A 22,294-nucleotide genomic window follows, 5' to 3' on the forward strand; every position below is an offset into this window, starting at 1 on the left:
AGTCAGGATCAACGCTTCCGGGGGGATGCTGTCATGACGAATTTGGTCATTCATGCTTTGCAAGTGGGCGGGGGCACACTTGCCCTAACGTCGATGCCGGGAAAGGGTGGCGACTATGCAGGCGACCTTGAAACGATCGGAGATTGGAGGCCGGGCCTCGTGCTGTCGATGACAACCGAGGCGGAGCTGGTCCAGTTCGGTGCCCGCGATTTTGGCCGCGACGTTCAGGGACGTGCCAGCCGCTGGGTACACTTGCCGATTCAGGATTTCGGCGTGCCACCGGCAGAGGTTGATGCGCAGTGGCCCGATGTAAGTGCCGCGGCGCGACAGGCTTTATCGGGCGGAGGGCGCGTGCTTGTCCATTGCAAGGGCGGATGTGGTCGCTCTGGCATGGTTGTGTTGCGGTTGATGATCGAATGCGGCGAGCTTCCAACCCAAGCGCTGGACCGGTTGCGCAAGCTACGCCCCTGCGCAGTCGAAACCGATGCGCAGAAGCACTGGGCAACCTTGCCCGCCCGAGCTTTGGCAGACTCCTAAGCCGACGGCTGCAGTTCCGCCTGTGCCGGTTTGCGCGGCGCAATCGCCGAAGCCTCGAGCATGGCGCAGGGCAGGGAAGTCGTGGCTGCGGCAGGCAGGCTGCTCGTGTCGGTACCGAACATCAGGTCGGCATAGCGATCGAGGGTCTCGCTATCGGCATCAGGGTCCGCTCCGCAATAGACCCGCACCCGAGACCGGCTGGCCCGAAACCGGGCGTGGCATCCATCCGAGCAATGGGTCAGGTCGCTACTGCCTTCGATTTCGAAATCCGATGTGGTCGCCGGACCGGCTTGGTCCAGCGCGTCAACCATCGAACGCGCCAGCCGTGCCAACGCTGGGCAAGTCTTGCCGGTATGTTGGCAGATGGTTGCTGAGAACCTATGTGTCTTCGTCTTCCAGATCATCCTGCGCCCTCCGCGCGCTGGACTGGGGCTGGGATCAGGTGGGGCAGATAGGGTCTGTCACGGCCTGCCCGGACACCCCGCCCGAGTTTGGGTTATGTAGACGATGGCAGGTCTCCTGACTTGCGGGTCATCGCTTTGCCGACCTTCCCGGCTTTTCGGCCAGTGGATCTTCGACATCGCTCACCGCTTACAGTTGCGGGGGCAGTCGCGGATTTGGTTCGTCCCGAGCAAGCCGGGGAAAACCGCACCGTGTTCCCTTTTCATCCCGACCTCTTGTGAAAGCCGGGAACCATCGCATCATCGCTAGCGTTCATAACCATCCTGAGTCAAGTTGAACTTTCTGCGCTGCGGAAAGCCGATCCGCAAAGTGGACGCGTGGTCAAGTTGGATCGCAGTTGACTCGCATGGGCTGTCTGAGTTCAAGTTGCGATGTGAACTCATCAGTTCAGTTTTCCGCCGAGGATGCCCATGTTGGATTCAAACCAAACAGTGCTGATCGAAGATGTTCAGATCCCGGTGGGGGATGGCACCCTGTCCGGGCGGATCTACCGACCCGTAGGGCAGCCCGAAACCGTAGTGGTTATCAACAGTGCGACGGGAGTTCCGCGTGACTACTACAAGCATTTCGCACAGTGGTTGGCGTCGGATCGGGATATCGCCTGTCTGATCTATGACTACCGGGAATTCGGTCATTCGAAATCGGGGCCACAGCGTCGGTCGAAGATCTCGATGGCGGATTGGGCGTTGCAGGACATGCCCGCCGCGCGGGCCGAAATGCGCCGACGGTTCCCGCTGGCACAGCAATGGTCAGTTGGTCATTCGCTTGGAGGGATGCTGGGGCCAGTGCAGCCGGATATCGACAAGATTGATCGCATGATCTGCGTCTGTTCTGGCCTTGTGAAATTGGGCGATCATCCTTGGCCGTACCGCGCTCTGGCCGGGTTGTTCTGGTATGGGCATGTGCCTCTGGTCGTGAGCGGCCTGGGGTATTTGCCGGGCAAGGCACTTGGGTTTGGAACAGACCTACCGCCTAAGGTCTATTGGCAATGGCGCAAATGGTGCACCGCGCCGCAAAGCTATCTGCCCGAGATCGGAGACACACTGCCGCAAGCTACATGGAAAGAGGCTAACGTTCCCGTCGACCTGTTTGCTTTCACAGATGATGAGATGGTCCCAGAAGCTGCCGTTTGGCGGTTGGCTGAGCTATACGGGCCGAAGGCACGCCGTCACATGTTGTCACCGGAAGAGTTTGACGTTCCGGAAATCGGCCATATCGGTGTGTTTGCTCGCCGAAATGCGGCGCTCTGGCCCCGATTGATCGCTTGATGGGGGGCGCCGGCGGACCGACGCCCCTTTTTCAGCCCGTGTTTCAATCTCCGCGCCGCGCGGATTTTCCGTGCATCGCGGATCGGACCATTTTGCCGAAGGCTTTGTCGCGTGCCCGCGCTTCGGCCACGGTCTCAGAGTTACGCTGATCCTCGCGCCTCAGCTTGCGCCAGCGTTCCAACCGATCTGCATCCAGTGTGCCTGCTTCAATCGCCGCCTGCACAGCGCAACCGGGCTCGGCCTCATGCTGGCAATCCGAGAACCGGCAGGTTTGGGCCAGCTCCAGAATGTCCGAGAACACTTCGTCCACCCCGTCCTGCGCGTCGAGCAGCCGCAGGGCGCGCATGCCGGGGGTATCGACCAGCCAACCGCCGTTTTGCATCGGATGCAAGGCACGAGAGGTCGTGGTGTGGCGGCCTCGGGCGTCATCCTCGCGGATTGCGGCCGTTGCCTGATCCTGCCCGGTCATCCCGTTGGCGAGCGTTGTTTTGCCAACCCCGGATGACCCGACCAAAGCTGCTGTCTGACCTGTCGGACACCATGCCAGAATCTGCTGCAGGTCGGATTCGTCGCGCGCGTTGACCGTCAGGACTGTCAAAAACGTTGCCAGCGCTTCGGCCTGCTTGGCGTAGGCTGCGGCGTCCGAGCAGCTATCTGCTTTGGTCAGGACCACGACAGGATAGCAGCCCGCCTGATGCGCCAGTGCCAGATACCGTTCGAGCCGGGGCACATTGAAATCCGCATTGCACGAGCTGACGATGAACAGCACGTCAACATTGGCTGCGATCAACTGCGCCTCGGCCCCGGTTCCGGCAGCACGGCGTTGCAACAGGCTGCGCCGGTCAAGCAGATGCTGAACGCGATTCTTGTCATCGGCCAGCACCCAATCGCCAACCGTAAAATCGCCAGTGGAATGACCAGGGGCCAACAGAGGCATTTCACCGGACTCGTTCATCCCGACCAGACGGTCCCGGTGAACGGCGGTGATACGAAAAGGCATGAATTGTGCGTGCGCCGCGTGCTGTGCGGCGAAGTGAGAGGACCATCCCAGGTCTGAAAGAGTAAAAGACATTGGTTTGCCTGTGTTCAGATATAGCAATCCCATCGGATGGCAGACACGCATCCGTTGGTGATGTGTTCAGGCAATCGGAGAGTTGGGTTTAGAACCGATCTGCCCGAAGGGTGTTTGCTACAATCATAACGCCCTCCTGCGGCTGATGGTTTATATAAAGTGAGAGGTTGGACATCGACCCAAGCGGGGCTCGTTGTGGCTGCTTCCTTCCGGACCTGACCAGGTTGGCGAGGCGCTCGCCCGCGCCAACCTCTCAGGGCCTGATATAGGGAAGGGATGTGAAAATGACAACCCGTCACAAGGTTAGTCGTATCCTTTCAAAGCCATCGGCATCCCGCCCTAGCAAGTCAGGGGAGTACGCGCTGAGCTCAGGCAAATACTTCAACGCTCCGCTGCCGGTTCTGAGGATCGTGTGCGCACGATTCATTGGAGCGAAGGAGAACGGGTAAGGAGCCTGATCCAGAGGGTCTGCGGGTAGACGATCTGACAGGTAGTCGCGTAGTATCTCTTTGATATCCCTGGACGGCAGCGGAATGGTCCGGGCCTTGCCAACGAAAGGGAAATGCCCACCGCCGCTGGCGCGGTAGTTGTTGAGGGCGACGACAAAGTTCTGATCGTCGCGGATTGTTTGCCCATCAAAGCGCAGTTTGCGGACGCGCCGCGCGGTTGGATCGGTCAAGGCGCCGTTGCTATCGAACCGCGCCGGGCTGGACAGGTCGATCTGATAGGTCACGCCAAACACGACGTCAAAGTTATGCCCCGCCCGGCGGGAATCGGTTAGCTCGGCTTCGGCGTCTGGGTGGATCTGGTTGAAAACACCCGCCGACATCTCAAGCCAATCCCGCAGTTGCGCGCCAGTGATATCGACGGCCCGCAACTCGTTGGGAAAAACATGCAGGTCAGCGACGTGACGCAGGCAAATCTCACCCACAGGCACGTCCGTGTAGTTTCGGGGTCCAGCCCGGCCGCCGAATTTGTTAGGAGACACTGCTGACAGAAGTGGAACTCCAGCGAAGGCGGTGCCGTGCAGAAACGGGCGCAAACCCGCAGCTTGCGCCGCCGCCACCAGGGCCAGCCCTCGATCTGGCGCGCAGAAACTGAAATAGCTGTGCAGGCTCTGCTTGGTATGGCTGACAGGTTCGGCCATCATCTTGCGCGTGGCCAGATGAGCGGGCTTGAACATCTCGTTCAGGTCCTTGTCTTCGACCTCATCGGCTGTTTCAACTAGGTCGCAGTGGCGATCTGTGATCTGCCAGCGCCCCTCGGGCGACTTGGTCAGGCGCAGGTCCATCACCCCCAGAAAAGATCCGGCAGACCCGGCCATGACCACAGGTGTGCCGTGGACCAGACCATTTTCGGCATCAACGCCGTCAAGCCCGAGATGCCCCGCGCCCGGCAGTGTCAGGTGCGTGTGACCGGCAACAATCGCGTCAATGCCCTCAATCTCGGCGAGGGGAATCACAGCATTCTCAAGCCCCGGCTGAGTCGTCGATTGCTCCAACCCCGAATGGGCCAGCGCGATGACCAGATCACAGCCTTGCGCGCGCAACGCCTCAGCCGTTCGTTGGGCGGCGGTCAGGATATCCTCGGCAATGAACGTGTCTTTTAGGTGATGCGCCTCCCACATCGTGGTTTGAGGCGGAAGCACTGAAAATACGCCGATTCGGATCGTTTCTTCCTGCGTAATGGACCGGGTCAGAACGACACTGCGCAGCCAAGGCTGCCGGTCGCTCACATGGTTCAGATTGCTGCAAATCACCGGGCAAGGGGCTTGGGTTATTACGCGCTCTAGAACATCCAGCCCGAACCCGAAATCATGGTTGCCCAAGCCGATCGCGTCATATTCTAGCGCCTTGAAGGCCTGCATCATCGGGTGCGGGACATCGTTTTCCACCGCCCAGTCCCCAATCGGCGTTCCTTGCAGCGCGTCGCCATTGTCGAACAAAAGAGTCAAAACGTCCTCGACCTGTTGACGGGCGTTTCGGATCGCCGACGCCGTACGAGTCAGCCCGATGGTCGGGTCTGGTTTGTCCGCATAGTAGTCGAACCCGGTCAGTGTCATATGCAGATCTGTGGTTGCTAAAATGCGGATATGCATTCCAGCGTCCTGCGCGTCTTTCATGCGCGGGGAAATTGCGTTCACGTTTGGTTGTCTACTTTTGTGCTATGAGAGTTAAGAAAATTTACCAAGAGGACAAATAAGTGAAAAATCCGAGGCGGTCATGCGGTGTTTCGGTGGCACCTGTCGATATGCCGCAGTAGTGAATTGACATTGCAACACCTGCGCGGACATGGCAGCCCTAGGCGCAAAAGGCCGAGGGGACCCCAATGAAAAACGCAGAAAACGTGACATTCGGCAGTTCAGGCCTTGAACGAGCGGCCCATCTGCGGGGAGACGCGGACAAGCTGACCGAAGCGGCCCAAGATCCAAACGCCCGCTGCCTGTTGCTGTGGCGTGGAAAAGTGCTGGTGCAGGGCGAGGCTCTGGATCGGTTGGGTCTGGTCAACATGGCGCATCCTCTGGTCGCGAATGGCCTAGGTGGAGTGGTTGAGGCTCCGATCTTGCTTGGCTGCTCCGATGACGGGGCGGCGATGTTTGCCGCAGATATCTCTGAATGGCAGGCCGAGGGGCTGGATCTGTCGAGCTTGGGCAATTTCATCGACCCGTCCGAGCAACAACATCCCGATCTGCCTGAGGGCCATGTGTTTGCCGAGCTGCGTCGGATCATGACGCGCCTATCCGCCCGCGATGCCGAGCTTGCGGCGACAGCCAAGGCGGTTATCGGCTGGCACGAGACGCACCGCTTCTGTGCCCGCTGCGGCGCGCCAAGCGACGTATCGCAAGCCGGATGGCAGCGCAGTTGCCCGTCCTGTGGCGGTCAACACTTCCCACGCACCGACCCGGTTGTGATCATGTTGATCACCCATGGCGACAGCGTGCTGATGGGGCGCTCGCCGGGATGGCCCGAGGGTATGTTCTCGTTGTTGGCAGGCTTCGTCGAGCCGGGCGAGACACTCGAGTCCGCAGTGCGACGCGAGGTGATGGAAGAGGCGGGCGTTCCCGTCGGCGCAGTGTCCTATCTGTCCAGCCAGCCCTGGCCGTTTCCCGCGTCGCTGATGTTCGGCTGCGCTGGCGAGGCTCTGTCTCGGGACATCCAGATCGACCCGGTTGAGATCGAAGAGGCAATGTGGGTCAGCAAATCCGAGATGATGCAGGCCTTCGCGGGGGAGCATCCGCGCCTGCTGCCCGCACGCAAAGGCGCGATTGCGCATTTCCTGCTGCAGAACTGGCTTGCAGATACGCTGGACTAAAGAAACACTAAACGGAAAGAACGAGCAGCGAAGGCCCACATGCAGTTTTCAGCGCGCGAAGATATCGAGGCTCCCATCCACTCGGTTTTTGACATGGTTGCCGATTTCGATCGGTTCGAACGCTTGGCGATGCGCCGTGGCGTTGACGTGCGCCGTACCACCGGCGGGGTCGAACCTGCTGCAGGCATGGCGTGGGAGACCGAATTCAAGCTGCGCGGCAAACCCCGCCAGATGTCTGTGTTGCTGACCGATTGCGACCACCCCTCGCAAATGCGATTCGAGGCGACAGGCAAGGGCATGACCGGGGTTACAGTGGTTGACTTTATGGCCCTGTCTCAGCGTCGGACCCGCTTGAGTGTGGACCTGTCACTCAGCGCCAAGTCCCTGCCCGCGCGGTTGCTGCTGCAGTCGATGAAGCTGGGACAGGCACGGTTTCGCAAACGCTTCCAAATGCGCCTGGCGGAATTCGCCCGAGAACTGGAGCAGCGCCACCGGCATGGCGCCTAAGCTCACATTTACCTGAAGCGCGGGCCTAGCCGCGTGTCTGGGCCGCCGGGTAGACGCCAAGTATTTCCACATTGGTGGTGAAATGCTCAAGCTCGTCCATGGCCAGTTGCACGTTCCGGTCTTCCGGATGCCCGACGATATCGGCATAGAACTGGGTCGCCGTGAACGAGCCATCGACCATGTAGCTTTCCAGCTTGGTCATGTTGATCCCGTTGGTCGCAAACCCACCCATCGCCTTATAGAGCGCCGCTGGAATGTTGCGGACCTGAAAGACAAAGCTGGTGATCATGCCGTGCTCGCCCCGACGCGACAGGTCGGCCTCGGGTGACATGACCAGAAAACGCGTGGTGTTGTCGCCATGATCCTCGATATGGCGGGCCAAGACGTTCAGGCCGTAGATCTCTCCGGCCAGTTCACTAGCCAGAGCGGCGGAATGGATTTCACCCGCCTCGGACACCTCACGCGCGGCGCGGGCGTTGTCGGGGCTGACCCGCCCATGAATACCGTGCTGGCGCAGGAAGCCCGCGCATTGGGGCAGCAGCACCAAATGGGAATGCGCCTCGGTGATGTCGTCCAGCGTCGCACCGGGCACCGCCAGCAGGTTGATGTGGACACGCACGAAGGCCTCATCAATGATTTGCAGACCACTATGCGGCAACAGCCGGTGGATATCGGCCACCCGCCCATAGGTCGTGTTTTCGACCGGCAGCATCGCCAGATCAGCCGCGCCGGACCGAACCGATTCGATCACATCCTCGAAAGTACGGCAGGGCAGCGCCTCCATATCGGGTCGCGCGTTGCGGCAGGCCTCGTGGCTGTAGGCGCCGGGTTCGCCTTGAAAGGCAATGCGTTTGGTCATTTGGTCGGTCCCGTGCAACAAGTTACAAAATTGGGCGTTTCGTCGCGGTGTCTATACCTTGCCTCTCGCAAGGGGAAGCCTTAGACACCTTTTCAGACAGCTGAAATGGACTAGCGATCAATGTTCGACACGATGACAGTTACCAAGGCCGCTGCGGGCCTGTTCGGCACGTTCCTTGTGCTGCTTCTTGCCAAATGGGGTGGTGACATCCTGTACCATTCGCATGGGGGCCATGGGGATGCACAGGCTGCCTACATCATCGAGACCGAAAGCTCGGGTGAAAGCGCCGATGGCGAAGAGGTGGTCTTTGAAGACCTGCTGGCCGCCGCAGACCCTGAAAAGGGCGCCAGAGTTTTCCGCAAATGTACTGCGTGCCACAAACTGGAAGACGGTGCGAACGGCACCGGACCCTACCTGTACGGCATTGTAGACCGGCCCGTTGCGTCAGCAAAAGGTTTCACCGGCTATTCGGCGGCGATGCAGGCGCATGGCGGCAACTGGACTCCCGAAGCGCTTGATGCCTTCGTTGAAAGACCCAATGCATATATCTCGGGTACATCCATGAGCTTTGCCGGCCTGAAAAAGCCTCAAGAACGTGCTGACCTGATTGCCTATCTGCAAACCATCGGCAACTGATTGCCATCACGTTTGTGAAAAAACCCAAAGCCGCTGCCTTGTGCAGCGGCTTTTTTTATGTCGAAAATCTTCACAAAGCGTTCACGCATTCTAAACTTGAATCAGCCAGGACTGGCGATTTAGCTGGCGGAACAGACATAGATGACGACAACAATCCAGAGGATGAGCCATATGAAACCCCTCCTGCCTGCTGCGCGCGACATGAGTATTCGGCATTGGGGGGTGGTCTTAGGGTTGGTCGCCGTGACGCTCGGATCAGCCGAGGTCGCCCAAGCGAATGATGAAAACGTTACAACCAGTCACGGGTACTCCTATTTTGGAAATCTGGACTACCCAGCTGACTATCCGCACCTGAATTACGTCAATCCCGACGCCCCTAAAGGCGGTGAGATGTCACTGGCAGCGTCTGGAACCTTTGACTCGCTGAACCCTTACTCACGAAAGGGTCGTAGCGGAGCGTTAACCACAATCCAATACGATCGCTTGTTCGAAAGCGCGGATGACAGTGTCGGTCAGTATTACGGAGTGCTGGCGGAAAGTCTCGAGTACGACGAGGGCCGCAACTACGTCGTCTTCAACTTGCGCCCTGAAGCTATGTTCTGGGATGGAACACCGGTCACGGCTGAAGACGTTGTTTACAGCCATCGTTTGTTCATTGAGCAGGGCCTGCCATCTTACGCGCAGGCTGTCGGGCGCATGGTCACCGGGGCCGAGGCGCTAGATGATCACACTGTAAGGTTCACGTTCAACCCAGAAGTCACGCGCCGTAGCTTGATCGAAACCGTAGGATCGACGCCCGTCTTCTCGAAAGCATGGTTTGAAGCCGACGAGTCGCGTCGTCTGGATGAACCTCGGCTGGAAGTGGCGGTTGGTTCGGGTCCATACAAGCTGGACAGTTATGACATCAATCGCCGCATCGTCTACAAGCGCCGCGATGACTATTGGGGCAAAGACCTGCCATTCAACGTAGGCCGCAACAACTTTGACACTATTCGCGTCGAGTACTTCGCTGACCAGACTGCCGCTTTCGAAGGTTTCAAGGCGGGCGAATATACGATGCGGATCGAGAGCGATCCCAAGCTCTGGGCGACAAGCTATGACTTCCCCAAGCTGACAGAAGGTTCCGTTGTGCGCGACGAAATCAAGGATGGCAGCCCGCCGACGCCGTCTGGTTTTGTGTTCAATCTCGGTAAGCCCCAATTCGCAGACAAGAATGTCCGCAAAGCGTTGGCTCTGGCGTTCAACTTCGAATGGGCAAACGAATCTCTGTTGTTTGGCTTGAATTCACCGCGCAACTCTTTTGTGCAAGGCACACCGCTTGAAGCGCAGGGCACCCCATCGGGCCCAGAGCTGGCTTTCTTGGAAACGCTTGGCGATGCCGTCCCAGCCGATTTTCTATCCGAGGATGTCGTCGTTGCTCATGAATCCAACCCAGCACGCCTGAACGACCGGCGCAACCTGCGCAAAGCGTCGAAGATGCTGGACGAGGCGGGCTGGCCAGTTGGCGAAGGCAACGTGCGTCGCAATGCCGAAGGGCAGACGCTGAAAGTAAACATCCCATACCCTTCGAACTTGCCGACATCCACGGCGACGATGATCGAAACCTATGTTCAGAACCTTCAGGCATTGGGTGTAGATGCATCTGCGGAAAAGGTTGATCCGGCACAATACACATTGCGTAGCCGAGAGCGTGACTATGATATGGTATATTCCACGCGGTATGGGTCGTTCCTGTCGACGGGCGGCGGATTGAGCCAGATGTATGGGTCCGAAGAGGCAGCCTTTAGCCTGTTCAATCCCGCTGGCCTGGCAAGCCCGTTGGTCGACGCGATTATTGAAGCGTCTTTTGAAACCGACAATCAGGCTGATCAGGACGCAGCACTTATGGCGTTGGACCGTGCCCTGAGATATGAGTTTTTCGTGATCCCCGTGGGTTACATCGCGGACTATTGGACAGCCTACTACGACATGTACGAATACCCTGAAAACCTGCCACCCTATTCATTGGGTCATTTGGACCTTTGGTGGATCAATCCCGAGAAAGAAGCCGATTTGAAGGCCAAAGGCGCGCTGCGGTAAAATGGGCGCCTATATTCTAAGACGCCTGCTTTTGGTCATTCCGACCTTGCTGGGCATAATGGTTGTCAACTTCACGCTTGTGCAGTTTGTTCCGGGTGGACCCGTTGAACAAATCATCGCTCAGATCGAAGGACAGGGCGATGTCTTCGCGGGCTTCGCTGGGGGCGGAGACGCCGGTGCCGGGTCTGAGCCTGCAGGCGGTGTCTTCGACGACAAATATGTGGGTGCGCGCGGCCTACCTCCGGAGTTCATTGCCGAATTGGAAAAGGAGTTCGGTTTCGACAAGCCGCCGCTTGAGCGTTTTCTTGGCATGATGGGTAATTATCTGACGCTCGATTTTGGTGAGAGCTATTTCCGGTCGATCAGCGTGATTGATTTGGTGCTGGAAAAGATGCCCGTGTCTATCTCACTGGGTCTATGGTCGACGCTGATCGCCTATCTGGTCTCGATCCCGTTGGGCATCCGCAAAGCAGTCAAAGATGGGTCGCGTTTTGATACCGTGACGAGCGGAGCCATCATCGTGGCCTACGCCATCCCCGGTTTCTTGTTTGCCATCCTTCTGCTGGTACTGTTTGCCGGTGGATCCTATTGGCAGATTTTCCCGCTTCGGGGGCTGACCTCGGACAATTGGGACAGCCTGAGCCTTTTGGGCAAGATCGCCGACTATTTCTGGCACATCGCGCTGCCGATCATTGCCTTGACCATTTCGGCCTTTGCGACGCTGACGCTGCTGACCAAGAACTCGTTTCTGGATGAGATCAAGAAGCAATATGTCATGACCGCCCGTGCCAAGGGGTTGGGGGAACGCAAGGTCCTCTATGGTCATGTCTTCCGCAACGCGATGCTGATCGTGATTGCGGGTTTCCCGGCGGTGTTCATTGGTGTCTTCTTTGGCGGTTCGATCATTATTGAAACGATCTTCTCTTTGGACGGTCTGGGTCGCCTCGGGTTCGAGGCCGCCGTGGCGCGGGACTATCCGGTGATCTTTGGCACTCTGTTCATCTTTGGTTTGATGGGGCTGGTCGTCGGTATCATCAGCGACCTGATGTATGTGCTCGTCGATCCGCGTATCGATTTTGAGAAGAGGGAGGGGTAAATGGCGCTGTCCCCCCTGAATCAACGGCGTTGGCGCAATTTCCGACGCAATGGCCGCGCTTTCTGGTCTCTGATCATCTTCTCGGTGCTGTTCGGCCTGTCCCTATTCGCCGAATTCATTGCCAACGATAAACCGATCCTCGTGCAGTATCGTGGTCAATTCTACACGCCGATTTTTAACTTCTATCCCGAAACTGAATTTGGCGGCGATTTCCAGACCGAGGCGATCTATCGCGACCCCGAGGTCCGCTGCCTGATCGACAGTGGCGGGCTTGAGGACTGTTTCGACGACCCCGAAGGTATAGTCGAGCAGATCGAGGCAGGGACATTTCAAGCCGAAGGGTTCGAGCGCGGCTGGGCCATCTGGCCGCTGATCCCCTATTCCTACAACACCAGCGTCGATCGCCCTGGTGCGGCCCCCTTGCCGCCGAATGGTCAGAACTTGCTGGGTACGGATGATACCAAACGGGACGTGCTGGCGCGGGTGATCTACGGTTTCCGTCTGTCGATCCTATTCACGCTGATGGTGACCGGCGTGGCGAGCCTGATCGGTATTTTCGCGGGGGCCATACAGGGCTTCTTCGGTGGCTGGCTTGATCTGATCTTTCAACGGGTCATCGAGATATGGTCCGCTACTCCGTCGCTCTATGTCATCATCATTATGTTCGCGATTCTGGGTCGAAGTTTCTGGCTTCTGGTGATCCTGATGATCCTGTTCAGTTGGACCGGATTGGTCAGCGTTGTAAGGGCCGAGTTCCTTCGGGCGCGCAATCTGGAATATGTCCGCGCCGCGCGGGCGCTGGGCGTGGGTAACATGACGATCATGTTCCGCCACATGCTGCCCAATGCGATGGTTGCGACGTTGACCTTCATGCCCTTCATCGTGACTGGCACAATTGGCGGGTTGGCTTCATTGGACTTCCTTGGCTTCGGTCTGCCCTCTTCGGCCCCGTCTCTGGGTGAGTTGACCTTGCAGGCCAAACAGAACCTGCAGGCCCCGTGGCTGGCCTTCACCGCCTTTTTCACCTTTGCCATCATGCTGTCGCTGTTGGTCTTCATTTTTGAAGGCGTCCGCGATGCGTTTGATCCCAGAAAGACCTTCTCATGAGCCTTTTGGATGTAAACAACCTCAAGGTCTCATTCCGCCAGGACGGAGAGGTATCGGCTGCGGTCAAAGGCGTCTCCTTCACCGTGGATCGGGGGGAGACGGTTGCCCTGGTGGGTGAGTCCGGCTCGGGCAAGTCGGTGACGGCATTGTCGACAGTGTCGCTGCTGGGCGACAGCGCCATGGTCGAAGGTTCGGTCAAATATGACGGGGCCGAGATGATCGGGGCGTCCGAGGACAAGTTGATGGAGGTGCGCGGCAACGATATCAGCTTCATCTTTCAGGAGCCGATGACCTCTCTCAACCCGCTTCATACGATCCAGAAGCAGATGGCGGAATCGCTGGCGCTGCATCAGGGCTTGGCAGGGGATGCCGCGCGCGACAGAATTGTGGAGTTGCTGAACAAGGTTGGCATTCGCGACCCCGAAGATCGTCTGGACAGTTATCCGCACCAGCTGTCGGGCGGGCAGCGGCAGCGTGTGATGATTGCCATGGCGCTGGCCAACAAACCGGATGTTCTGATCGCGGATGAACCGACGACCGCCTTGGATGTAACCATTCAAGCGCAAATTCTCGAGCTACTGGCTGAGCTACAGAAATCCGAGAACATGGGGATGCTGTTCATCACCCATGATCTTGGCATTGTACGTCGGATCGCCGACCGGGTCTGTGTGATGAAAGACGGTGAGATTGTCGAAACCGGGTTCACGGCTGAGATTTTCAACAACCCACAGCATCCCTACACGCGCAAACTGCTGGAGGCCGAGCCTTCGGGGCACCCCGATCCAGTCGCCGCAGACGCGGAAGAGGTCGCCCGGACCGACCACCTGAAGGTTTGGTTCCCTATTCAGCGCGGCTTTCTGAAACGCACGGTCGGCTATGTGAAAGCCGTCAACGATGCAACGTTCAGTGTGCGGGCTGGGGAAACACTTGGGATTGTCGGCGAAAGTGGCTCAGGCAAGACAACGATGGCGCTGGCCATCATGCGGTTGATCGCGTCCGAGGGTGGGATCACCTTCCGCGATCAGGATGTGCGCCGTTGGTCCACGCGAGAGTTGCGGCGCCTGCGCAAGGACATGCAGATCGTGTTTCAGGACCCGTTCGGCAGCCTGAGCCCACGTATGACATGCCAGCAGATCATCTCCGAGGGGCTCACTATTCACAATGTCGACCCCCATCGCGCCCCGCGCGAGCTAGTGGCCGAAGTGATGACAGAGGTGGGCTTGGACCCGGCCTCAATGGACCGCTACCCGCATGAGTTTTCGGGCGGGCAGCGTCAGCGGATTGCAATTGCGCGGGCCATGGTGCTGCGTCCGAAACTACTGGTACTGGATGAGCCGACAAGCGCGCTGGACATGACGGTGCAGGTGCAAATCGTTGATCTCTTGCGCGATCTGCAGCGGAAATACGGTTTGGCGTATCTGTTCATCAGCCACGACTTGAAAGTTGTGCGGGCGATGTCCCACAAGGTCATCGTCATGCGCAACGGCGACGTGATTGAGATGGGCGCATCCGAGGATCTGTTTGAAAATGCGCAAACAGATTACACTCGTGAACTGATTGCGGCGGCGGGCTAAGGCCCGCCTCGCGTTTCCCTCAGGCGCTTGCTTTTTCGCGATCGGCGGGTTTGGGGACAGGGCCGCGAAGCTCTTCATAGTGATCGAAGCTCAGCTTGACCCAACCCGTTCCCCGCGTGGCACTGGCGAGGGTTCGGTGAAGCTCATCCTGCGCTACAGCAGGAAGTTGGGCGTTGAAGATTTCCCAACCGGAGGCATTGGGATTGCCTTCGAACCCCAAAACCTGACCTTGCAGAGAACTGATCGTAGGGACCAGATCGCCGACGAAATCTGACGGCAGATGAATCTCGGCCGTGAGAATCGGCTGTAGCACCACGGGCTTGGCCTGCGGCAACGCCTCGCGCACCGCATTCTTGCCCGCCGTCCGGAACGCGTAGTCCGAACTATCGACATTGTGGTGTTTGCCGTCGCTGAGGGTGATTTTGACATCCACGACCGGGAAGCCTTCGGGGCCTTGTACTAACGCGTCTTTGGCCCCGTGCTCCACGGATGGGATGTAGTTCTTCGGTACCGCGCCGCCCTTCACAACCTCTTCGAATTGAAAGCCCGAGCCACGGGGTAGAGGCGCGACCGAGATCACAACGTCGGCGAATTGTCCGGCGCCGCCCGATTGCTTGCGATGACGGTGGCGATGTTCGACCGGCGTACGGATGGTTTCGCGATAGGCGGTCTCGACGGGGTCGGTTTCGATCTCGATGCCGAAATCCTCCAATAGCTTGGCCGTCACGCGCCGCATATGTTGCGGACCCTGCGAACCCAGTACGGAATGACCGCTCAGCTCGTCTTGCTCCATATGCAGCCCCGGGTCGATCTCGACCAAACGGCTCAGAGCGTTTGATAGGCGCACGTCGTCGCGCTCATGCGCGGGTGAGACGACCTGCCGGTGCGCAACCGGATGCGAAGACGCCCAATCCGGAAGCGGCGTAGCCGACCGGCTGTCATAGATGTATCCGGGGTTCAGGTGGTCAGACTTGACCGCAAGCCCGATCTGTCCGGCCTCCACCGCACCGATCTGTGTTTTGGCGTCCAGGCTCGTCAAATTGCCGACCGTTTCGCCTCCCAAAGCCTCATGCGCTTTGACGCCATCGCCCAGCCCGCGCAGCACGGTGATCTTGCCGATATGTTTCTTCACATCGGCAAAGCCCGCAATCGCGCGTGCATTGTCCGCGGCCTCATCTCGCCCAGCGGCGATATCGAATTCGGGCGCTTCGTGTCGAAGCGCTTTCATCAAGCGGGTGAGCCCATTGCCATGTTGCGCAGCCCCCAGGCAGGCCGGAATCAACTGGTGATTTTGCAGGACCTGAGCGGCCAGATCGTAAATCTCGGCGCTGGGGGGCTGCTTGTCCTCTATAAGCTGCTCCAGCAGATGGTCGTCGAAATCCGACAGCGTTTCCAACAATTCAGTGCGGGCTTCCTGTTCACGGTCCTCGACGGATTGAGGCAGTTCGATCAAGGCCGAGGGCTGGCCCTCCTGATACTTCCAAGCGCGTTCCGAGATCAGATCGACCGCGCCTATGATTGTATCGCCGTCACGGATCGGGACCTGCCGCAAGGCGATGTGATGGGTGCAATAGGTCTGCAGGGCCGCGATGATGTCACGGATACGGCCGTTGGGGTTGTCCATTCGGTTGATGAATAGAAAGCAAGGGATGCCCGCCTCTTCCACCAGCCGCAGGTACGGCGCGCATAGAACGGCAGCATCGGGGTCTGGCGGGACGACAACCACGGCGGCGTCCGAGATCGCCATAGCTGGTCCAACATAGGCCAGCGCATCGCCGCCGCCATCCACGTCAACCGCGCACCACGGTTCGTCCAAATAAGAAAAACCGTGCAAATGCACGGTTCCGGAGATGTCGAATGTTGTCGGGCGCCCGTCGAGGCGGCTGATGGCCTCGACCAGAGTGGATTTGCCCGATTGACTGGGGCCTAGGACGGTGAAAACGCGCATATGTGCTGTCCCTCTTTCAGGTTGCAGAGTGGCTGCACGAAAGGGGCTGCCTTGCGCAAATGCGTTGGCATGGTTTGTCTGCGGATTTGCCTGCCTCGGGCTGTGGACCTGATCGAAGACCCACGCCCCGAGTGTGGAGAAAACACCAGCCTTGCGTCAAGCCCCCGTTCGGGATCGGCTTGGGTCTGCCGAAAACCGGGCCGCTTGCCCGAGGTTAGATCGCAGAGCTATGTCCGGCTTTGCTCAGGTCATAGGCATCGAAACTGCGGGCGATCATCCGGGTCAGAGCACGCGCCTCGGGCGGGATAAACAGCCCGTCATCGGTGACGCGCAGCAGGCCGTCAAATCTTGCGTTTACCTCAGCATACATCTTGTTCAGCTCTGCGATGGATACATCATGGCTGCGCAGAATCTCGGCCGAGTCGACCCGGAAATCGCACATCAACGCTTCGATCAAGCGGGCGCGCAGCACGTCCTGTCCCTTGAACATATGCCCGCGCGAGGTCGAGAACTGACCGTCGCGGATTGCCTTTGTATGAGCCGAGGTCGCGGGGTTGTTTTGCGCGTAGCCCTGCGGAAAGCGCGAGATCGAGCTTGCACCGACGCCGATCAGAACTTCGGCCTGATCGTCCGTATAGCCCTGGAAGTTGCGTTTCAGTTGGCCCGCTTTCAATGCTTTGGTCAGCCCATCTTCTTGCGTCGCAAAGTGGTCGATTCCGATCTCGGCGTAGTTGTCCCACATGAACAGACGGCGGGCGGTGTCGAAAAGATCCAGACGCTGCTCGGGCGTTGGCAGCGCCTCGGACGGGATCAGTTGCTGCCGTTTCGCCATCCACGGCACATGGGCATAGCCATAAAGCGCGACGCGATCCGGGCTGAGCGACAGAAGCTTCTGAACGCTTTCAGTCATCCGCGCCTTGGTCTGATGCGGCAGGCCAAACAGGATATCGGCATTCAGGCTGGTGATCCCGCGCGCGCGGATCATATCCACCGCATCCCGCGTGGTATCGTAGCTTTGGATGCGCCCGATGGTTTTCTGGATCTCATCATCGAAGTCTTGCACTCCGATCGAGGCGCGGTTCATGCCCGCGTCTGCGAGGACATCCAGACGCGCTTCGTCAATCTCATTCGGGTCGATCTCGACCGAGAACTCGGCATCCGGTCCTAGCGGCACGATATCCAGAATGTAGCGCGCCAAATCGCGCATCAGGTCGACATTCAGCAGGGTTGGGGTGCCGCCGCCCCAATGCAGGCGGGATAGAACCACCCCCTCGGGCAGGCGCGCGGCCAATAGGTCCAGCTCAGCCTTCAGCACGTCGACATAGGCGACCACGGGGCTGTCGGTTTGCGTGCCTTGCGTGCGGCAGGCGCAGAACCAGCATAGACGCCGACAGAAGGGGACATGGACATAAAGCGAAATGGCGCTGCCGGGTTTAATCCGGGCGATCCAGTCACCAAATAGATCAGCCCCCACGTCATTGCTGAAATGGGGGGCGGTCGGGTAGCTGGTGTAGCGAGGCACCTTCGCGTCAAAAAGTCCAAGCCTTGCCAATTGTGATTTATCTATCATGGAGATACCTTTAAGGGACCCAAGTCTTGGTTGCTTTGATAGAGATCAAGTAGGAAAGCGAATGTCAGTAGAGATAAAGTTTGATCATTCCAACTGTGACGAATGCCCGATTCGTCATCGGGCCGTCTGTGCCCGTTGCGATGCGGATGAGCTGCAGTCCCTTGAAGAGATTAAATATTATCGCAGTTTCGAAGCGGGTCAGACAATCATCTGGTCCGGCGATCAGATGAACTTTGTCGGCTCGGTCGTGTCGGGTATCGCATCCCTGACCCAGACGATGGAGGACGGGCGGACCCAGATGGTGGGTCTGTTGCTGCCCAGTGATTTCGTTGGGCGTCCGGGGCGTGATTCTGCGCCATATGACGTTCAGGCCACCACGGATGTGGTGATGTGCTGCTTTCGCAAGAAGCCGTTCGAAGGGTTGTTGAGTGAGACCCCTCACATCGCGCATCGGCTTTTGCAGATGACTCTGGACGAACTGGACGCCGCGCGGGAATGGATGCTTGTTCTGGGCCGCAAGACGGCGCGGGAGAAGATCGCCAGCCTGCTTTCGATCATCGCGCGCAGGGATGCGTCGATCACGCAGAAAGGGCTGTCAGGCCCGCTCGTGTTCGACCTGCCGCTGACGCGTGAGGCGATGGCGGACTACCTCGGTCTGACGCTTGAAACGGTGAGCCGTCAGATCTCGGCCCTGAAAAAGGACGGGGTTATCGTGCTGGAAGGCAAGCGCCACGTGACCATCCCAGATTTGGGTCGTCTGATGGAAGAGGCCGGAGACGACTCGGACGGAGGGTTCCTCGTTTAGCGACGCCATCTGCCAGCCATATACCAAGGTGATCAAGCCGCCCCGCAGGGCGGCTTTTTGGTTCAGTATGCGATCAGTGCGCCATGAAGACCGGCACGGCCGATTGTTCCAGCATGTTGCGCGTCGCACCGCCAAGGATCGCTTCGCGAAAGCGAGAATGGCCGTAGGCGCCCATGACAATCATATCTGATTCCGTGTCCATAGCATGGCGGTTCAGAATGTCCGACACGCGCGTCATGGTTTTGCTGAGGACTTCGATGTCGCACCGGACACCGTGCCGCGCGAGCATCTGGGACAGCATGCCGCCCGGGTCAGAGCGGTCGGGCCCATGGCGTGGCGGGTCGATCACCACGATACGTGCCAGATCGGCCTCTTTCAGAAACGGCAGAGCGCAGCGTACCGCGCGCATGGCCTCGACGCTTTCGTTCCAGGCGATCATGATGTTTTTGGGTTTCGAAACAGGTTGCCCCGCGTTTGGGACTACCATGACCGGAGCGTGGCCTTCGAACATGGCGGCTTCGACAATCGGTTCTGCCTCGGCACCGCGCCCTTCGCCATAGGGATGCGGAAGGACAACCAGATCCGAGAACCGCGCCCGATGCGCAACGTGGCGTCCTATGTCTGCGATCTGGGCGACTCCGTTTTCGGCCGACCACCGCACACCGGTTTTTCCCAGAAAATCCTCGGCATAGCTAAGCAACTCATCGGCCTCGGCATTGGCCCGGCTGAGGGTTTCCTGAAGGATAAGAGCGTTCGCCCCGGCGTAGTAATACCCTGTCTGACTGCGATCGACGCCCAGGCACAGGGCCTCGGCATGACCATCCTGCGCCTCGGCCAATGCCACCGCCTGAGACAGCGCTGCCTGCGCATTCGTAGTTTCCGTCATGATTGTGAGAATTGATTTGTAAGCCATATCGACCTCGTCTTTCGAGCAGCCGATCCAATGCGACCAGCGCCCCTCCACTTGACTATGGGTGTCACAGAAAACAACGGATTGTCTTGACTCAGATCAAAGCGGCAGAGGACGTTCTTCTACATTACGAACCACAGTCAAAAAGGTTCTGTGCGGCACGTAAATCGCGCAGGGCAGGGTAAAGGGACGCAATATGTCGAATTACATCAAGCTGATCGTGCTTGGTCTGGTCGTGCTGTTTGCCGCGATCGGGTCCAATTATGCACGCGATTTGGCGTATCAGGTGCATGCGATACTGGTGATGATCATCGCCGGTGGTCTGTTCATCTGGACGCTTCGAAACACGGATGAGCCAGATATTCTTGTCGATCGCTCCGGCGAGTACATGGACGGCGTGATCCGCTACGGCGTGATCGCAACTGCCTTCTGGGGCGTGGTCGGGTTCCTGGCGGGAACTTTTATTGCGTTCCAGCTGGCATTTCCGACGCTCAACTTCGAATGGGCACAAGGCTATCTGAACTTTGGGCGGTTGCGTCCACTGCACACCTCGGCGGTGATTTTTGCTTTTGGGGGCAACGCTCTGATCGCGACCTCTTTCTACGTGGTTCAGCGCACCAGCGCGGCGCGGCTGTGGGGTGGAAACCTGGCATGGTTCGTGTTCTGGGGCTATCAGCTGTTCATCGTTCTGGCAGCTACCGGATATGTTCTGGGCGGCACGCAGTCCAAGGAGTATGCCGAGCCTGAATGGTATGTGGACCTTTGGCTGACCATCGTCTGGGTCGCCTATCTGGCTGTCTATCTTGGCACGATCATCAAACGGAAAGAGCCGCATATCTATGTGGCCAACTGGTTTTATCTGGCCTTTATCGTGACTGTCGCGATGCTGCATCTGGTCAACAACATGACCATCCCGGTCAGCATCTGGGGTTCGAAATCGGTTATCGTCTGGTCGGGTGTGCAAGATGCCATGATCCAGTGGTGGTATGGCCACAACGCTGTGGGCTTCTTCCTGACTGCGGGCTTCCTGGGCATGATGTACTACTTCATCCCGAAACAGGCCGAACGTCCCGTATTCTCCTACAAGCTATCGATCATCCACTTCTGGGCGCTGATCTTCCTGTATATCTGGGCCGGTCCGCACCACCTGCACTATACTGCGTTGCCTGACTGGGCCTCGACGCTGGGCATGGTGTTCTCGATCGTACTGTGGATGCCGTCCTGGGGTGGTATGATCAACGGTCTGATGACGCTCTCGGGCGCATGGGACAAGCTGCGCACCGACCCAATCATCCGTATGATGGTCATCTCGGTTGGCTTCTATGGCATGTCCACCTTTGAGGGTCCGATGATGTCGATCCGTGCGGTGAACTCGCTCAGCCATTACACCGACTGGACCATTGGTCACGTACACTCGGGCGCGCTGGGCTGGAACGGCATGATCACCTTTGGTGCGCTTTACTATCTGGTGCCCGTCCTGTGGAAGCGTGAGCGTCTGTACTCCTTGCAGATGGTCAGCTGGCACTTCTGGCTCGCCACGATCGGCATCGTTCTCTATGCCGCGTCGATGTGGGTCACCGGTATCATGGAAGGCCTGATGTGGCGCGAAGTGGATGCCAACGGCTTCCTGGTGAACTCGTTCGCTGACACCGTTGCCGCCAAGTTCCCGATGTATGTGGTTCGCGGTCTGGGTGGGGTTCTATTCCTCGCTGGCTCGGTGATCATGTGCTACAACCTGTGGATGACTGTGCGTAAGGCACCGGCCAAAGAGGCCAGCCTGACCGTCGCAGTCCCGGCTGAATAAAGGAGGCCGGAGCAATGGCAATTCTTGACAAACACAAAGTGCTTGAGACCAACGCGACCCTTCTGCTGATCTTCAGCTTTCTGGTCGTGACCATCGGTGGCATCGTTCAGATCACCCCGCTGTTCTATCTTGAGAACACCATCGAGAAGGTGGAGGGCATGCGCCCTTACACCCCTCTCGAGATGGCGGGCCGCGAGATCTACATTCGCGAAGGCTGCTATGTCTGCCACAGCCAGATGATCCGTCCCATGCGGGACGAGGTCGAACGCTATGGCCATTACTCGCTGGCGGCTGAGTCGATGTATGACCACCCGTTCCAGTGGGGATCCAAGCGGACCGGACCTGATCTGGCACGTGTCGGCGGCCGTTACTCGGACGATTGGCATGTTCGCCACCTGCGCGATGCGCAATCAGTGGTGCCGGAATCGGTGATGCCGAAATATGGCTTCCTCGAAAACCGCAAGATCGATGGCAAGTATATCGGCGACATCATGGCGGCAAATGCGGTGGTCGGTACACCTTACACCGACGAGATGCTGGAGAACGCGCAAGCCGACTTCCGCGCTCAGGCCGATCCCGACAGCGACTATGACGGGCTGCTGGAGCGCTATGGTGACAAGGTCAATGTCCGCAACTTCGATGGTCAATCCGACCTGACCGAGGCTGACGCACTGATCGCCTATCTGCAAATGCTGGGCACGCTGGTCGACTTCTCGACCTTCACGCCTGACGCAAACCGCTGAGGGAG

At 58.6% G+C, this 22,294-nt stretch carries 19 protein-coding genes, 1 other RNA gene and 1 riboswitch; of the genes, 12 read left to right on the forward strand and 8 right to left on the reverse strand.

From position 1 onward, the window contains the following. Nucleotides 1-33: 33 nt before the first annotated feature. Nucleotides 34-537: a protein-tyrosine phosphatase family protein gene (locus ACR0NO_RS09780; protein ID WP_480723819.1), complete on the forward strand. Its 504-nt coding sequence runs from the start codon at nt 34-36 to the stop codon at nt 535-537. Here ACR0NO_RS09780 and ACR0NO_RS09785 read toward each other — a convergent pair. Further along, nucleotides 534-941 carry a hypothetical protein gene (locus ACR0NO_RS09785; protein ID WP_480723820.1) on the reverse strand — a complete coding sequence of 136 codons (408 nt, stop codon included), beginning with the start codon at nt 939-941 and terminating at the stop codon, nt 534-536. The genes ACR0NO_RS09780 and ACR0NO_RS09785 overlap by 4 nt on opposite strands. An 88-nt stretch (nt 942-1,029) precedes the next feature. Then, nucleotides 1,030-1,250, reverse strand: a riboswitch (cobalamin riboswitch). Between the two features lie 159 nt (nt 1,251-1,409). Here ACR0NO_RS09785 and ACR0NO_RS09790 point away from each other — a divergent pair. After that, nucleotides 1,410-2,267, forward strand: coding sequence for an alpha/beta hydrolase family protein (locus ACR0NO_RS09790; protein ID WP_480723821.1), 858 nt, complete (start codon nt 1,410-1,412; stop codon nt 2,265-2,267). Between the two features lie 43 nt (nt 2,268-2,310). Here the strand turns inward: ACR0NO_RS09790 and rsgA are convergent, their stop codons facing one another. The 3 genes from rsgA to ACR0NO_RS09805 all read right to left on the reverse strand — a co-directional run bounded on the left by rsgA (nt 2,311) and on the right by ACR0NO_RS09805 (nt 5,482). Next, nucleotides 2,311-3,339: a ribosome small subunit-dependent GTPase A gene (rsgA, locus tag ACR0NO_RS09795; RefSeq protein ID WP_480723822.1), complete on the reverse strand. Its 1,029-nt coding sequence runs from the start codon at nt 3,337-3,339 to the stop codon at nt 2,311-2,313. Between the two features lie 157 nt (nt 3,340-3,496). Next, nucleotides 3,497-3,595: signal recognition particle sRNA small type (gene ffs / locus ACR0NO_RS09800), an RNA gene on the reverse strand. A 39-nt stretch (nt 3,596-3,634) separates the two neighbouring features. Next, nucleotides 3,635-5,482, reverse strand: coding sequence for a bifunctional 2',3'-cyclic-nucleotide 2'-phosphodiesterase/3'-nucleotidase (locus ACR0NO_RS09805; protein WP_480723823.1), 1,848 nt, complete (start codon nt 5,480-5,482; stop codon nt 3,635-3,637). 185 nt (nt 5,483-5,667) lie between these two features. On the opposite strand from ACR0NO_RS09805, the gene nudC reads away from it, so the two are divergent. Then, nucleotides 5,668-6,651: an NAD(+) diphosphatase gene (nudC, locus tag ACR0NO_RS09810; RefSeq protein WP_480723824.1), complete on the forward strand. Its 984-nt coding sequence runs from the start codon at nt 5,668-5,670 to the stop codon at nt 6,649-6,651. Between the two features lie 39 nt (nt 6,652-6,690). After that, entirely contained in the window at nt 6,691-7,158 is a 468-nt protein-coding gene (locus ACR0NO_RS09815) for an SRPBCC family protein (protein WP_480540212.1), read from the forward strand. A gap of 25 nt (nt 7,159-7,183) precedes the next feature. Here ACR0NO_RS09815 and ACR0NO_RS09820 read toward each other — a convergent pair whose 3' ends face one another. Beyond that, nucleotides 7,184-8,017, reverse strand: coding sequence for a prephenate dehydratase (locus tag ACR0NO_RS09820; protein WP_480540211.1), 834 nt, complete (start codon nt 8,015-8,017; stop codon nt 7,184-7,186). A 120-nt stretch (nt 8,018-8,137) separates the two neighbouring features. On the opposite strand from ACR0NO_RS09820, the gene ACR0NO_RS09825 reads away from it, so the two are divergent. The 5 genes from ACR0NO_RS09825 to ACR0NO_RS09845 all read left to right on the forward strand — a co-directional run bounded on the left by ACR0NO_RS09825 (nt 8,138) and on the right by ACR0NO_RS09845 (nt 14,509). Next, nucleotides 8,138-8,653, forward strand: coding sequence for a c-type cytochrome (locus ACR0NO_RS09825; RefSeq protein ID WP_170471271.1), 516 nt, complete (start codon nt 8,138-8,140; stop codon nt 8,651-8,653). Between the two features lie 171 nt (nt 8,654-8,824). After that, entirely contained in the window at nt 8,825-10,732 is a 1,908-nt protein-coding gene (locus ACR0NO_RS09830; RefSeq protein ID WP_480723825.1) for an extracellular solute-binding protein, read from the forward strand. A gap of 1 nt (nt 10,733) precedes the next feature. After that, a complete protein-coding gene (locus ACR0NO_RS09835) occupies nt 10,734-11,828 on the forward strand; it encodes a microcin C ABC transporter permease YejB (protein ID WP_170460207.1) in 1,095 nt (364 codons plus the stop codon). Beyond that, nucleotides 11,829-12,935: an ABC transporter permease gene (locus ACR0NO_RS09840; RefSeq protein ID WP_170375425.1), complete on the forward strand. Its 1,107-nt coding sequence runs from the start codon at nt 11,829-11,831 to the stop codon at nt 12,933-12,935. It begins immediately after the preceding gene. Continuing rightward, nucleotides 12,932-14,509 carry an ABC transporter ATP-binding protein gene (locus ACR0NO_RS09845; RefSeq protein WP_480723826.1) on the forward strand — a complete coding sequence of 526 codons (1,578 nt, stop codon included), beginning with the start codon at nt 12,932-12,934 and terminating at the stop codon, nt 14,507-14,509. Before ACR0NO_RS09840 ends, ACR0NO_RS09845 begins: the two co-directional genes overlap by 4 nt. 19 nt (nt 14,510-14,528) lie before the next feature. Here ACR0NO_RS09845 and ACR0NO_RS09850 read toward each other — a convergent pair whose 3' ends face one another. Next, nucleotides 14,529-16,457 (reverse strand): elongation factor G, encoded by a 1,929-nt coding sequence (locus ACR0NO_RS09850; RefSeq protein ID WP_480723827.1) that lies wholly within the window; start codon nt 16,455-16,457, stop codon nt 14,529-14,531. Nucleotides 16,458-16,671: 214 nt separating this feature from the next. Next, on the reverse strand, nt 16,672-18,027 hold the full coding sequence (hemN, locus tag ACR0NO_RS09855) for an oxygen-independent coproporphyrinogen III oxidase (RefSeq protein WP_480723828.1): 1,356 nt from the start codon (nt 18,025-18,027) through the stop codon (nt 16,672-16,674). Nucleotides 18,028-18,088: 61 nt separating this feature from the next. On the opposite strand from hemN, the gene fnrL reads away from it, so the two are divergent. After that, nucleotides 18,089-18,832, forward strand: a complete 744-nt coding sequence (gene fnrL, locus ACR0NO_RS09860) for a transcriptional regulator FnrL (protein ID WP_170375417.1) — start codon at nt 18,089-18,091, stop codon at nt 18,830-18,832. Between the two features lie 73 nt (nt 18,833-18,905). Here fnrL and ACR0NO_RS09865 read toward each other — a convergent pair whose 3' ends face one another. Continuing rightward, the gene (locus ACR0NO_RS09865; RefSeq protein ID WP_170552559.1) at nt 18,906-19,745 is read right to left on the reverse strand and encodes a universal stress protein; all 840 of its coding nucleotides are present in this window, start codon (nt 19,743-19,745) and stop codon (nt 18,906-18,908) included. A 193-nt stretch (nt 19,746-19,938) separates the two neighbouring features. Here ACR0NO_RS09865 and ccoN point away from each other — a divergent pair, with 193 nt between their 5' ends. Beyond that, on the forward strand, nt 19,939-21,546 hold the full coding sequence (gene ccoN / locus ACR0NO_RS09870) for a cytochrome-c oxidase, cbb3-type subunit I (protein ID WP_170375413.1): 1,608 nt from the start codon (nt 19,939-19,941) through the stop codon (nt 21,544-21,546). Between the two features lie 14 nt (nt 21,547-21,560). Next, nucleotides 21,561-22,289 (forward strand): cytochrome-c oxidase, cbb3-type subunit II, encoded by a 729-nt coding sequence (ccoO, locus tag ACR0NO_RS09875; RefSeq protein ID WP_170375411.1) that lies wholly within the window; start codon nt 21,561-21,563, stop codon nt 22,287-22,289. The last annotated feature ends 5 nt before the right edge of the window (nt 22,290-22,294 follow it).

It is taken from the genome of Ruegeria sp. CL3, assembly GCF_056536505.1.